The organism is Bradyrhizobium sp. CCH5-F6, assembly GCF_001556045.1.
GTDB lineage: Bacteria > Pseudomonadota > Alphaproteobacteria > Rhizobiales > Xanthobacteraceae > Bradyrhizobium.
The window spans coordinates 130,354-143,005 of the sequence record NZ_LSIC01000078.1 but is presented as its reverse complement, the minus strand read 5'-3'; the positions used below and the strand labels follow the sequence as shown (position 1 = coordinate 143,005).

General features: G+C 64.6%; 12 protein-coding genes. 4 read left to right on the top strand and 8 right to left on the bottom strand.

Features of this window, described 5'->3' with window-relative positions:
- Window positions 1-46: 46 nt before the first annotated feature.
- Complete coding sequence (locus AX729_RS14855) at window positions 47-1,873, top strand: AMP-dependent synthetase/ligase (RefSeq protein WP_061024211.1); 1,827 nt, start codon at window positions 47-49, stop codon at window positions 1,871-1,873.
- 56 nt (window positions 1,874-1,929) lie between these two features.
- Complete coding sequence (locus AX729_RS14850) at window positions 1,930-3,528, top strand: oleate hydratase (RefSeq protein WP_082770436.1); 1,599 nt, start codon at window positions 1,930-1,932, stop codon at window positions 3,526-3,528.
- Window positions 3,529-3,537: 9 nt separating this feature from the next.
- Here AX729_RS14850 and AX729_RS14845 read toward each other — a convergent pair whose 3' ends face one another.
- The 7 genes from AX729_RS14845 to AX729_RS14815 all read right to left on the bottom strand — a co-directional run bounded on the left by AX729_RS14845 (window position 3,538) and on the right by AX729_RS14815 (window position 10,225).
- A complete protein-coding gene (locus AX729_RS14845; RefSeq protein ID WP_061024207.1) occupies window positions 3,538-4,116 on the bottom strand; it encodes a hypothetical protein in 579 nt (192 codons plus the stop codon).
- Window positions 4,117-4,325: 209 nt separating this feature from the next.
- Window positions 4,326-5,069 carry a CoA-transferase gene (locus tag AX729_RS14840; protein WP_061024204.1) on the bottom strand — a complete coding sequence of 248 codons (744 nt, stop codon included), beginning with the start codon at window positions 5,067-5,069 and terminating at the stop codon, window positions 4,326-4,328.
- Window positions 5,070-5,888 (bottom strand): CoA transferase subunit A, encoded by an 819-nt coding sequence (locus AX729_RS14835; RefSeq protein WP_061024202.1) that lies wholly within the window; start codon window positions 5,886-5,888, stop codon window positions 5,070-5,072.
- A 34-nt stretch (window positions 5,889-5,922) separates the two neighbouring features.
- Entirely contained in the window at window positions 5,923-7,236 is a 1,314-nt protein-coding gene (locus AX729_RS14830) for a tetratricopeptide repeat protein (protein WP_061024201.1), read from the bottom strand.
- A gap of 9 nt (window positions 7,237-7,245) precedes the next feature.
- Window positions 7,246-8,484, bottom strand: a complete 1,239-nt coding sequence (locus AX729_RS40485) for a restriction endonuclease (RefSeq protein WP_063817250.1) — start codon at window positions 8,482-8,484, stop codon at window positions 7,246-7,248.
- Between the two features lie 157 nt (window positions 8,485-8,641).
- Window positions 8,642-9,658 (bottom strand): aldo/keto reductase, encoded by a 1,017-nt coding sequence (locus AX729_RS14820; protein ID WP_061024276.1) that lies wholly within the window; start codon window positions 9,656-9,658, stop codon window positions 8,642-8,644.
- Between the two features lie 144 nt (window positions 9,659-9,802).
- A complete protein-coding gene (locus tag AX729_RS14815) occupies window positions 9,803-10,225 on the bottom strand; it encodes a PaaI family thioesterase (protein WP_061024199.1) in 423 nt (140 codons plus the stop codon).
- A gap of 71 nt (window positions 10,226-10,296) precedes the next feature.
- On the opposite strand from AX729_RS14815, the gene AX729_RS14810 reads away from it, so the two are divergent.
- Together AX729_RS14810 and AX729_RS14805 are read left to right on the top strand one after the other, a co-directional pair.
- A complete protein-coding gene (locus tag AX729_RS14810) occupies window positions 10,297-10,920 on the top strand; it encodes an NUDIX hydrolase (protein WP_061024197.1) in 624 nt (207 codons plus the stop codon).
- A gap of 56 nt (window positions 10,921-10,976) precedes the next feature.
- A complete protein-coding gene (locus tag AX729_RS14805) occupies window positions 10,977-12,167 on the top strand; it encodes a hypothetical protein (protein WP_061024195.1) in 1,191 nt (396 codons plus the stop codon).
- Between the two features lie 115 nt (window positions 12,168-12,282).
- On the opposite strand, the gene AX729_RS14800 is transcribed toward AX729_RS14805, so the two are convergent.
- Window positions 12,283-12,588 (bottom strand): hypothetical protein, encoded by a 306-nt coding sequence (locus AX729_RS14800; RefSeq protein WP_061024193.1) that lies wholly within the window; start codon window positions 12,586-12,588, stop codon window positions 12,283-12,285.
- Window positions 12,589-12,652 lie beyond the last annotated feature (64 nt).

The following is a 12,652-nucleotide window of genomic DNA, read 5'->3' as shown; positions in this document are numbered from 1 at the left end:
TAGTCTCCCCCAACTTCATTGGAATCGAAGGTTTCGAAAGGACGCCATGTCACAGCCGATCAGTCAACCGCGCGGGCTCGCCGACGTGACCACGCTGCCGCAGCTCCTGCGCTGGCGAGTGGATGCGACGCCGGCGGCCGAGGCCTATCGTCATTTCGACGCGGCGGCGGGATGCTGGATCGGCAAGTCCTGGCAGGAGATCGACGCGGAGTTCGAGCGTTGGCGGCGCGCGCTGGCGGCGGAGGATTTCGCGCCGGGCGAGCGTGTCGCCATCCTGATGCCGAACGGCATTCCGCATGTCGCGATGGATCAGGCGGCGCTGTCGCGCGGCCTCGTGCCGGTGCCGATGCATGCCGTCGACAATCCGGACAGCATCGCCTACATCCTCGCCGATTCCGGCGCGCGTCTGCTGTTCGTGGATACGCTGTCGCGCTGGCAGGCGATCACCGCCACCGGCCAGCCGCTCGATCATCTCAAGCGCATCGTCTGCGCGGATGCGGCGGGGCTCACTGCCGCCGACGCCCGTATCGTCGCGCTCGATCGCTGGCTCGCGGCCGCGCCGGACGCAGCCGCGCCGTTAGCTGACATCGCGGTCGCGCCGGGCGATCTTGCCGCCATCGTCTACACCTCGGGCACGACCGGCCGGCCCAAGGGCGTGATGCTGTCGCATGAGAACATCGTCGCCAATGTGAAGGCGGTCGCACGGCGCATCGCGGCCGTGCCGAACGACGTATTCCTGTCGTTCCTGCCGCTCTCCCACACCTTCGAGCGTACCGGCGGCTATTACTATCCGATCGCGGTCGGCGCCTGCGTCGCCTATGCGCGCTCGGTGCCGCAGCTCGCGGAAGACCTGAAAACGGTGCGGCCGACGGTGCTTGTCTCGGTGCCGCGCATCTATGAACGCATCTATGCTCTGATCATGCAACGTCGCGCGGCGGCCGGAGGCGCAGAACGCGCGCTGTTCGATCTTGCGCTTGCCGTCGGCGGCCGACGCTTCGATGCGCGGCAGCGTCGCGGCTCGCCGGCGCTGTTCGACCGGCTCGCCTGGCCGCTCCTGAAGCGTTTCGTCGCCGACAAGGTGCTGGCCCAGTTCGGCGGGCGTCTGCGCGTTGCGGTTTCCGGCGGCGCTCCGATTGCCGAGCCGGTCATCCGCCTGTTTCTCGCGCTCGGGCTCGACATCCTTCAAGGCTACGGCATGACCGAGACCTCGCCGGTCGTTTCCGTCAATACGCCCGACGACAACAATCCGTCCTCCGTCGGCCGCGTCCTGGACGGTCTGGAGGTCAGGCTGGGCGAGCTCGACGAACTGCTCGTTCGCGGGCCGAGCGTGATGCTCGGCTACTGGCACAAGCCGGAGGAGACACGCAGGGTCAAGGAGGCCGACGGCTGGCTGCACACCGGCGATCAGGCCCGAATCGAGAATAGGCGCATCACCATCACCGGTCGCATCAAGGATATCCTCGTCACTTCAACCGGCGAGAAGATCGCGCCGGTGGATCTGGAAACCGCAATCCTCGCCGATCCCTTGTTCGAGCAGGCGTTGGTGATCGGCGAACAGCGTCCGTTCCTTGCCGCGTTGGTCGTGCTGAATGCAAGAGCCTGGGTGCAGGAGAAGGAAAAGCTCGCGGCAAGCGGCAAGCAAGGCGCCGCGGCGGAACGAGCGGTGCTGCTGGCCAGAATAGCGGCCGCCGTGAAGGCCTATCCGTCCTACGCGACACCGCGCGCGGTATGGTGGACGCTGGATCCGTGGACCATTGCCGGCGGCCTGCTCACGCCGACGCTGAAGAACAAGCGCCCCGCGCTCGAGCGCCGCTTCGCCGCCGAGATCGAGCAGGTCTACGCCAAGAAGCCGGTGGCGATAACGTCGACGTGATTTCGCCTCGCCTCGCCCTTGATCCAGCGCAACCTCGACCGCATCCGCCGGATGCAATGTCGCCGCGACATTGGAATGAAAAATCGAGGCAGGTCATGAAGGCGTATTTCATCGGCGGCGGCATTGGATCGCTTGCGGGCGCAGCGTTTCTCGTCCGCGATGCGCAGCTGCCGGGCCCCGACATCGTGATCTACGAGGCGCAGCCGTTGGTCGGGGGCAGCCTCGACGGCGCGCAGCTCGCGAACGGCGCCTATTCGCTGCGCGGCGGACGCATGCTCACCACCGACCATTACGAATGCACCTGGGATCTGCTCTCGAGCATTCCTTCGCTTGAGCGTCCGGGCCTGAGCGTGCGGGACGAGACCGTCGCGTTCAACGTGGAGAATCCGGCGCACTCCAGGGCGCGGCTGGTCGACCGCAACCGCTTCAAGATCGACGTCTCCCACATGGGCTTCTCCGCACGCGACCGGCTCGAGCTGCTGCGGCTCACCGAGGCCTCGGAGGAGACCCTCGGCAACAGCCGCATCACCGACTGGCTGTCGCCGAAATTCTTCGAGTCCAATTTCTGGTACATGTGGCAGACCACTTTCGCCTTCCAGCCCTGGCACAGCGCGGTCGAGCTGAAGCGCTATCTGCACCGCTTCATGAACGAATTCCCGCGCATCGAAACCCTCGCCGGCGTCAAGCGCACGGTCTACAATCAGTATGACGCGATCGTGCGGCCGCTTGCCGACTGGCTGAAGCGGCAGGGCGTGCAATTCGTGCGCGGCACCCGCGTCACCGACATTGCCTTCGAGGCCGAAGGCGCGCGCTTGCGCGTGCGCCAGCTCACGCTCGACCGCGACAGCCGCACCGCCAACGTCCGCCTCGACGACGGCGATCTCGTCTTCTTCCAGAACGGCTCGATGACGGACGCCTCCAGCCTGGGCACCATGACCGAGCCGCCGCCCCGCCTGACCAAGGCGGACAGCCAGGGCTGGGCGCTGTGGGAGGCGATCGCGAAGGGACGTCCCGAATTCGGCAATCCGTCCGCATTCAACCATTCGATCCCGGAATCATACTGGCTGTCCTTCACGGTGACCTGCCGCGATCCACGGTTCTTCGAGCGGATGGAAGCCTTCTCCGGCAACAGGGCCGGCACCGGCGGGCTCGTCACTTTCAAGGATTCCAACTGGCTGATGTCGGTCGTGCTCTACCACCAGCCGCATTTCGCCGGACAGCCGAAGAACGTGCAGGTGTTCTGGGGCTATGCGCTGCATCCCGATCGCGTCGGCAACTTCGTCGGCAAGCCGATGTCCGATTGCGGCGGCGCCGAAATCCTGAAGGAGCTCTGCGGTCACCTGAACTTCGATCCCGCAATGTTCGAGGATGCGATCTGCATTCCCTGCCGAATGCCCTACATCACCAGCATGTTCATGCCGCGGAGCATCACCGACCGGCCGCTGCCCGTGCCGAGCAATTCGGTGAACCTCGCCTTCGTCAGCCAGTTCGTCGAGATCCCCGACGACGTCGTGTTCACCGTCGAATATTCGGTGCGCGCGGCGCAGATGGCGGTCTATCAGCTGATGAAGATCGACCGCCCTGTGCCGCCGGTGACGCGGCACGACAAGTCGCTCGCCGTGATCTTCGCGACGCTGGAAAAGGCATTCGCGTGATGGGGGGAGTTACTTGAACGGGTCCTGGATCGACGGTGCCGATTGGCGGATGCGGCGCACGCTGACCGGCGTTCCGTCGGAGACGAACAAGAGCTCGTATTTCCGGCCCTGGTTGTCGGTTGCCGAGCAGGTGACGTCGTTCACCTTCCTGGCGGCGAAATTGCCGGTCTGGCGGCAGACGCCGGTGGAGGTCTGCTCGGCCGGCACCGGCAGGCCGTCGACCCGGGGGCGGTCCTTGGAATTGAGCAGCATGCGGTCGATCGGCAACTCGTAGGAATTGTCGTCGGCGCGCTTGCCGTTCTCCCCGGAGAACGACACCACATGGCTGTCATCGGAGGGGTCATCCACCGCAACTGCGAAATTGACCCGGCCCTTGTCGCCGTGGGCATAGGCCACCGTTTTGCACGCGAAGGGGCGGCCTGCGACCTTGAATGTCTTGCAGTGACCGGACATCAGCGCCAGGAGATCGATGAAGGCGTTCTGCTGTGCCGGCGGATTGTTGACCGGGATGGGCTTGGAAGTCTCGGCAAAACAAGGACTTGCCAAGGCCATGCTCAAGGCGGCGAGGACTGGTCGGCAGAGGCGCATTGTCGGGCTCGTATGCCGGAGGGCCGTGGCGGCGGAAAGGTTCCGTCCGGCAACCATCGAACCGCAAATTCGTTGCGATCCCGTTCGCTCTGCAAGACCCGCCTGGAATACCACTGCGTCACCCCGACGGCAATTCGCCCGATCGCCCAACCCGTCCGGCCAGTACTTGCCGCCACGCCGGTGTTTTTTTCGTGGCGGACGCGGCGCGATCACGCCGCCTGCGTCATGCTCCGCGCAAAGGCCGGATAAGTCTCGGCGAGTTCGTCGAGAATCTGTCCGCGCAGCAAAGCCAGGGTTGCGTCGTCGGGCCGCGGCGTCTCACGGACGACCTCCGGCTCGGCATAGTCGAAGCCGGTATTCTTCTTGATGTCGGCCGGGGTAAAGGGCGGATGCACCGAGCGTAAGGCGAAGCCGCCCGCCTCGCGATCGAAATCGAACAGCGCCATGTTGGTCAGAAGCGCGTGGGGGCCGCCGCGGCGGGGCACTTCCGGCGTGATTGCCCGGGCGCTGACGAAATCGACCTTCGGCACGAACACACGCGGCGAATGCTCCTCGCGAAAGAGGATCACGCGCGGGATCAGGTGATAGAGATAGGCCGAGCCGAACGAGCCCGGCCAGCGCACGTCGTTTCTCGGATAATCGCCGGTGCCGACGAGGTTGATGTTGCCTTCGCCGTCGATCTGGCCGCCGCCGAGAAAGAACGCGTCGACCCGGCCTTGCGCTGCGCAGTCGAACAGTTCGATGCCGCCATTCGTGAAGAAATTGTGCCGCTGCGAGCCCAGGATCGAGATGTGCACCGGCGGCTTGCCGTCGCGCGCGTTCCGCGCGCGTAGCAGCATCGCGCCGGCGGCGGGAATCGGCGACGACGCGCCGACCGCGACGTGGCGGATTCCGTCGAGCAGATCGGCGATGGTGGCAATGAGGATCTCGCGGCGCTCGTGCTCGGACTGCATTTACGCCACCTGCTTGCGGTGCGAGAGGAACGTGGAGAGATAGGCGCGAAAGCCCTCTTCGCTGCGCGCCATCGCCGTGTATCGTGCGATCTCGGCCTCGTCCGCGGGATATTCGTCCCACAGTGCGAGCGGCCAGGCGCCGCGCTCGGCGACCGCGATGGCGTCGACGTAGAGCGAGGGCAGGACGCCGGCGGCGGAATCTTCCGTCTCCAGCAAATTGCGGTCGACGATGCGTTCAACGGTGACCAGCGTGCGCCTGGCGGCATAGGCCATGGTGGCGAGCTCGCGGAAGCGGCCGATTCTGACATTGCCGGCACGGTCGGCCTCCGGCGCGTGAAACAGTGCGACGTCGGGTTTGATCGCCGGCACGACGACGACTTTGCGCGGCTCGCCGACCGGGCTGTCGATCACCTTCCAGTCGGGCCGCACCTCGAGCAGGTCACTGCCGATGATGCCGGCGATCGGCATGAAGGGCACACCGTGCTGCGCCGCCACCAGGCCGGCATGAATGGCGGGACAGGTGGCGTCGCGCAGCGTCAAGGAGCCGGCCCGCACCGCAGCACCGAAGCGCGGCGCGCCACCGGCCTCACCGAGCGAGACGGCACTGGTTTCGAGCGTCTTGACTGCGCCGGCGCCGATCAGGAGATCGGCCTGCATGCCGCTGATGGGAACGCAGACCAGATGAAGATTGTCGATGCCCGCAGCGATGATCGCGGCGGTCGCGGCCATCGCGACGCCGGAGCGGTCCACGGGGACGGCCAGCGACTGTCCGGATGCGACACGTGCAGCCAGCGCATCAAGCGCAACGATCTCGGTCATGGGCGTCCTCCGGTCGGTTTTTTTGCATCCTGCCTCAAGCCATCGCCGCCTGCCAGCGCGTATCGCGCAGGGAGGGCCGGCGATGCAAGCGGGCGTCCAGCACGGCGCGGGCGCGAGGCAGATCGCCGCTGCGCATGAGCGCGACGATATAGGTGTCCTCGATCAGCTCGCGCTGGGCGTGGCTGCCGCCGATGCGGACGACCTCGGCCAGCACCGGCGCGAGCACCTGGACGCAAGTCCCGTAATCCTCATCCGCGAAAGCCAGGAGTGCGCGGCAGATTGCCGGCACCACGGGGCCGGCCGGCAGTTTGCCGTCGGCGAGCCGCTGCTCGATCGCCGCAAGGCGCGCGGCGAGCGCCTCGCGGTTCTGCGTGGCAGCCGCGAACAGCGCCATGTGGACGTCGGCAAAGGACAGGCTCGACCTCGGGAACAGCTTTTGCGCGGCGGCATCGGCGTCCAGCCACAGTGCCCTTGGCACGGCATGGCCGTAGGCCGACAGGCGCCAGAGCAGCGAGGCGCTGTCGGTGACGAGGTTGAGCGGCGGCGCCTGCGTGGCGGAGGGCTGGATCACGTCGGCATAGATCGACAGCGCCCGTGCCGCATCGCCATGTTCGAGCGCGCCGAGCGCCTGGTGCCAGCGGATATGGCTGTGCAGGATTCCGGCGCGGTCGTAAGTGGGGATCCATTCGTCGACGAGCCGGTCGGCCTCATCGATCGAGCCGTCCTCGAACATCGCATGCAGCACTGCGTGCGCGGCATGGGCATTCGCCCGGCGAAGATTGAAGCCGCGCTCGGTGACGGCGCGGCCGCGCACGATGTCGCCGTTCTCCGTCATCGCCCAGCCGGACATGGTGAGGAACCACCAGTCCTCGCCATAATGCTGTGCGACGCGCTCGCAGAGCTCGTGCCGGGCGCGATCGTGGTCGGCCATGCCGGAGAAGGCGAACAGGCCGAACGCGCCGAGCGGCAGCGACAGCACCACGGCGTCACGCGGCCATGCGTCGATGTGCTTCAGCGTCGATGCGATCGCCTCGGGCAGCCGGCCCTCGATCGCGAGCGCCAGCGTCTCGACATGCGAGCGCTCGCGCTCGTTGCCGCGCTTTGCCGCCAGCTCGCGCGCCAGCGCCGCCTTGCTTCGGGCGAGATCGCCCTGTTGGTAAAAGCCGTGCACGCGGGCGCGGGCGATATGGGCCAGCGCGAAATCGGGGTCAGCCGCAATCGCGTGCTCCAGCGTCTCTGCCGTGCCGGTCCAGCCCGCGAGCATGAGGTCGACGCCTTCGCGATAGGCGGCCGCCGCCTCGTGCGAGGTGGTGGAGAGCGGCAGGCCGTAGCGGTCTTCAAGCGGCATTTGATGCGCCTATGTATCGTCAATGTTGCCGTCGATCGGGCTCTCCTCTTCGACGTCTTCCTGAGTGAACTTTTCTGCGAAGAAGGCCTCGTCGATCTCGTAGATTTCAACAGGGCTGCGTCGAATACCAACTTGGTGCTTTATACACAGATCAAGAAGGCGTTTACCGTCAATTAGAGTTATTGGTGCGGCTCCAATGAATAGCGCCCCCTCCTGCGCACCTCTCGCGAAGCTGCCAAGGCTGATAATTGTGCCGCGAATGGCTTTGAAGTATGGGAGCGCTCCACGCAATTCATCAACCTTGGGGCGAGTAATTGTATTCTCAGTGCGCTTGACCTGCACCACCTCGGTTATTTCAGTTATACCAAACTGAACACGAGCAACTACATCAACGCCCTTGTCGCCGCTGACCTTTGTGACGCGAACGTCTTCATAGTCCATTGCATCAAGCAGTTCTTTGACGAAGTGCTCAAATTGAGTCGGCTCCAACTGCATCAAACGGGCTCGAAACGCGATCAACTGCTCTTCATTGTGCGCATGAGCAGCTTCCGCAACTGTGGTGCGCTTCGAAGAAGGCGCCGTGGTGGCTATGCTAGCTTCGATTGGTTGGGAAAAGCCCTTTAACCAGTGCAATCCCGTTTCAGTGATCGTGTAATAATTTCCTTCACGAGTGATCAAGCTGCGTTCGGCCATCGCAATCAGCCTGCGCCGCAGGGTGTCAGCAAAAGTCTTTGGCGTCGTGAATAGTGAAACGGCTTTTAGATAATCAGACCAAGCTGGAAGAATGTCTCCTCTCTTACAGGGAGAGCGCTCGGCAACAAGGGAAAGTAGTTTGGGGATACCTTCTGCCGCGTCAAGTTCACGAAGAGTGGACTCATCCTTCTCTAAGAACTTCTGGCCCCTATCTCCGAGCTGATAAACGCCACCAACTCGATCCAAGAGCCTCATTCTGTTAATGAAAAGATAGCACCCCCTCAGGTAGCGAGGATTCAGCTCCTTGTCGCTCCCTTCCCATATTTTGCGCGCCAGGTTTTGCAAGTCGCCCGAAAGACGCTCTCCGATCCAGGTGTCGGGATCTGACCAATCAACGGGATTTTGTGGTGTCCCCGTTTGGTCGGCAATTGCGCTGATCATATCGCGCACTCGTTGAACGGGCTCGCCATTGAGTAGACGAATGGCGTAGGCAACCTCAGAATAGGGTGCGTAGAGTGGCGCTTGAACAATAGGCTCTGCTTGTGGAGCAATCATGTAGTTGACCTGGATGAAATGGTACTAATCTCCGCGCAACCATCGCGAGTAATTGTTCAAGTTGTCAAGGAGTGGTGACGCGCATCATTGGGCGCGCCATATGCAATGCAAGGTCGGCATTGGCTGCACCATTTTGCTTGTCATCGGACTCGCGACTCTAGAAGACGATCGTCCGCGCGCGGCGGCCTTCGATCGGATAGGCCGGATCGTTGTAGCCGGGCGTCGAGGGATGGCCTGGAGTCACCAGCCGGTCGACCAGCGCCTCGTCGTCCGCGGTGAAACGATAGTCGAGCGCGCCGATGTAGCCGTCCCATTGCTCCTCGGTGCGGGGACCGGCGATCACCGACGAGACGAAGGCGGAGTTCAGCACCCAGGCGACCGCGAACTGGCCGGCGGTGATGCCCTTCTTCTGGGCGTGCGTCTTGATCTCCTGCGCGAGGCGAAGCGATTCCGGCCGCCATTCGGTTTGCATCATGCGGGTGTCGTTGCGGCCCGCGCGCGTCTCCTTGTCGGGGGCTGCATCTGGCTGGTACTTGCCGGTGAGCACGCCGCGCGCCAAGGGGCTATAGGGCACGATGCCGAGACCGTAATAGGAACAGGCCGGGAAGTGCTCGACCTCCGGCATGCGGTTCATGGCATTGTAATAGGGCTGGCTCACCGCCGGCCGGTCGATGCCGAGCCGGTCGCAGATGTTGCAGATCTCGGCGACGCGCCAGGCGCGGTAGTTCGAGACGCCGAAATAGCGCACCTTGCCTGCGCGGATCAGGTCGCCCATCGCGCGCACCGTCTCCTCCAGCGGTGTCGCGTGGTCTTCCTTGTGCAGGTAGTAGATGTCGATGTGATCGGTGCCGAGCCGCGTCAGGCTTTCGTCGGCGGCCTGCAAGACCCAGCGTCGTGACAGGCCGCCACGGTTCGGGTCGTTACCCATTGGGTTGGCGAGCTTCGTCGCGAGCACCCAGGCCTGGCGGTTGCCGGCAATGGCGCGTCCGACCACCTCTTCGGATGCGCCTTTCGAGTAGGCATCGGCGGTATCGATGAAGTTGATGCCGGCGCCGTGTGCCTTGTCGATGATCCGCTTCGAAGCGGCTTCATCGGTCGGCCCACCGAACATCATGGTGCCCAGGCAGATCGGCGATACCTTCAGGCCGCTGCGGCCGAGTTGGCGATATTGCATGGGCGGGTCCTCAACGCTGCGATGGGGCGCAGCATAGTCATCCGGTTCCGTCATTGCGAGCGCGGCGAAGCAATCCAGAGCTGCGTTCGCGGGGAATCAAAGCGGAGCCGGTGATGCGCGGCGGTGGCAGCCTGGCCGCTTCGCCTACGCCGGTCCCTTCAAGATCTTGAACACGCCATTCGCCATCACGACGCAACGATCGTCCACGCTGACTTCGGTGCTCATGAAAATCAGGCTGCGTGTCGAGCGCACCACGCGCGGGCGCGAGATCAGGATGTCGCCGATCTGGCCGGCCTCGACGAAGTGGGTGTCGAGCTGCACCGTCGCCAGATATTCCTTGCCGGAGACATAGCGGGCCGTCATGCCGCAGGTGCGGTCGGCGAAGGTCATCATGACGCCGCCCTGGACCATGCCACGGCGATTGTGGTGCTTGTCCTCGGTGGCGAGTGCGAATTCGTAATGGCCGTCGATCTTGCGCTCCCACAAGGGACCGACGAGGTGGAGGAAGCCCGTGGTCTCCAGGATGGTCCAGCCGTCTGATTTGAGCCTTGCGGCGGCCTTGGTCATGTCGTCGTCCGTTCCTGCGTGGGCCTTGCGAGCGCATTTCATCGGGGCCGGACGTGGTGTAGTCAAGCATCATGAGACCGTTCGACGATGCCACGCGGCGGAATATCGCTGATGCCTGCGCAGCCTTCATCCGTCTGCGGGAGGATGATACGCAAGCGACGCTGAAGCGCGCCGCGGTCGCGGTCGCGCTGACCGCGAGCGAGGGCGACGACACTGCGCTGCTGCTCACGTTGCGTGCGTCGCATCTGCGCGCCCATCGCGGTCAATGGGCGCTGCCCGGCGGCCGCTGCGATCCCGGCGAGACGCCGGTCGAAGCGGCGCTGCGTGAGCTCGACGAGGAGCTCGGCCTTCGCCTCACGAATGCGGATGTGCTCGGCACGCTCGACGATTATCCGACGCGCTCCGGTTATCTGATCACGCCGGTCGTGGTCTGGGCCTCCGATAGCGCCGCGGTCAGGCCGAACCCGGACGAGGTTGCTTCCGTGCATCGCATCGCGCTCGCCACGATCGAGCGCGAGGACGCTTTCGATTTCGTCGCGATCCCCGAAAGCAGCCGCCGCGTGGTCCGCTTCCATCATCAAATGAGCCTGATCCACGCACCGACGGCGGCGCTGATCTACCAGTTCCGCGAAGTGTTGGCGGGGCGGCATACCCGCGTCACCGATTTGGAACAGCCGGTGTTTGCCTGGAAGTGACCATGGTAAACGGCGCGTTAACGTGACGGTTACCGGGTGCCTGCTAAGAGGGCAGCATGCATCAATCGATTCGAAACAAGCTGGCGCTGGTTCCATTCGCGCTGGTCCTGATCTCACCCGCTGCTGCGCGCGGCTCCGAGGCCGACGCGCTGCCGCCGGCCGTTCGCAATGTCAACGCCCAGCTGCTCTCGCAGTTTTTCGCGCAAGGCGGGGCCTCGCCCGCCGTGCTCGAATATCGCCGCAAGCTCGCGGAATATCAGGCCGCGCGCGCTGCCTTCGACGCCGAGGCCGGCGCCTATTGGAGCCAGATCTCCGAGAAGCGGAAAGCCCGCAACGCCAAGCGGCGCAGCGGTCAGCAGATACCGCCGCTCTATAGCGGGCCGAAGCGCCCGGTGAACCCGGAGCCGGAGGAAACGCCGGAGCGGCCGCCCCGAAAGCCCATTCCGGTGGTCGCCGATTTCCTGCGCGCGGCGCAGGAGCTCTACCAGTTCACGCCGCAGCGCCCGACCAGCGAACTCGAGTTCAAGCGCGCCTATGCGCGCTACGCGTTGGCCAACGGCTTGACACGCGAGCAGGCGGTGCGGGTCTATTCGTTCGAGACCGGCGGCACCGGAAGTTACGACGTGCAGGCGGGCATCGAGCACGGCGGCAAGCGCGCGATCTCGACCGCGATGGGTTACAATCAACTCCTGACCACCAACAGCGTCGAACTGCTGGCCGAGCAGGGCCATGAACTGATCCGCGCGCTTTCGGAGAAGGTGGCGCGGACATCAGGGCCGGCGCGGCATGCGCTCGAGCACAAGCTCGCGGTCCTGAAGAAAATGGTGGCGCATGCGAAGTCGGTGCCCGACACCTGGTCGGAGCACGAGAAGATCGGCAACACCCCGCAGGGCTGGGCCATGCATGCGATGGTGCTCGACATCGACATCGGCCCGATGCTGCAGACCCACAAGCTGCTGACCTCCGTGCTGTTCGCACGCGCCAAGGGCCACACCCGACCGCTTTCCGCGGCCGAGCTCGAGATGATGAACCTTACCGGCGACGGCACCGGTCTCGACATGGTGACGATGCCGCAGGCAATGCGCGAGCGGGTGCCGACCTCGAATTTCTTCCAGCGCGGCGGCTATGAGCGCAACCCGGTCGCGATCCGCCATAATACGGTGGCCAAGCTGCTCGCCGTGACCGACGAGCGGATGGATGTGAACAGCAGCAAAGCCGGCGCGCGGGAGCTCGCGGGGGCATTTTAACCCTTCTCCCCGCCGTACCCTTCAGTCGCAACGGCCTCCGGGATGCTGGATAGTCCGCCTTCGCGGACGCTGTCACCGCGTGCGAGGCAGCGCGGTCGGCCGCGTGCTCAAGCCGTTACTGATCCGGCCCGAACTTGAACTTGCCGTCGCCCTCCAGATAGGGGCCGCTCCGCATGTAGAGCTGGCCGTTCTGCCCGATGAAGAACAGCGTGCCCTTCGGCACCTTCTTGGCGCCCTTCAGGAGTTCGCCGGCATTGCTGGTGCCCATCTTGTAGGAAAAGGTCTTGCCGTCCCTGTCATAGGCATAGCCCATGTCGGGCTTGAGCTCCCAGGGCGTCGCTCCGGTTTGCGCCAATGCGGGCCCTGCGCACGCGCCGAGCACGGCTGCGATTGCAAATGTCTTGATTGAAAATGCCGTCATCCCATCCTCCCACGGTCGGGACATTCCGAACTTGAACAAATCACGAACAATGTGTCCGGGTCAA

Coding starts and splice junctions, on each gene's coding strand:
- AX729_RS14850 (WP_082770436.1), top strand. CDS start 1,930: ATGTCGCCGCGACATTGGAATGAAAAATCGAGGCAGGTCATGAAGGCG.
- AX729_RS40485 (WP_063817250.1), bottom strand. CDS start 8,484: ATGATTGCTCCACAAGCAGAGCCTATTGTTCAAGCGCCACTCTACGCA.
- AX729_RS14820 (WP_061024276.1), bottom strand. CDS start 9,658: ATGCAATATCGCCAACTCGGCCGCAGCGGCCTGAAGGTATCGCCGATC.
- AX729_RS14800 (WP_061024193.1), bottom strand. CDS start 12,588: ATGACGGCATTTTCAATCAAGACATTTGCAATCGCAGCCGTGCTCGGC.
- AX729_RS14835 (WP_061024202.1), bottom strand. CDS start 5,888: ATGACCGAGATCGTTGCGCTTGATGCGCTGGCTGCACGTGTCGCATCC.
- AX729_RS14855 (WP_061024211.1), top strand. CDS start 47: ATGTCACAGCCGATCAGTCAACCGCGCGGGCTCGCCGACGTGACCACG.
- AX729_RS14810 (WP_061024197.1), top strand. CDS start 10,297: ATGAGACCGTTCGACGATGCCACGCGGCGGAATATCGCTGATGCCTGC.
- AX729_RS14845 (WP_061024207.1), bottom strand. CDS start 4,116: ATGCGCCTCTGCCGACCAGTCCTCGCCGCCTTGAGCATGGCCTTGGCA.
- AX729_RS14830 (WP_061024201.1), bottom strand. CDS start 7,236: ATGCCGCTTGAAGACCGCTACGGCCTGCCGCTCTCCACCACCTCGCAC.
- AX729_RS14805 (WP_061024195.1), top strand. CDS start 10,977: ATGCATCAATCGATTCGAAACAAGCTGGCGCTGGTTCCATTCGCGCTG.
- AX729_RS14815 (WP_061024199.1), bottom strand. CDS start 10,225: ATGACCAAGGCCGCCGCAAGGCTCAAATCAGACGGCTGGACCATCCTG.
- AX729_RS14840 (WP_061024204.1), bottom strand. CDS start 5,069: ATGCAGTCCGAGCACGAGCGCCGCGAGATCCTCATTGCCACCATCGCC.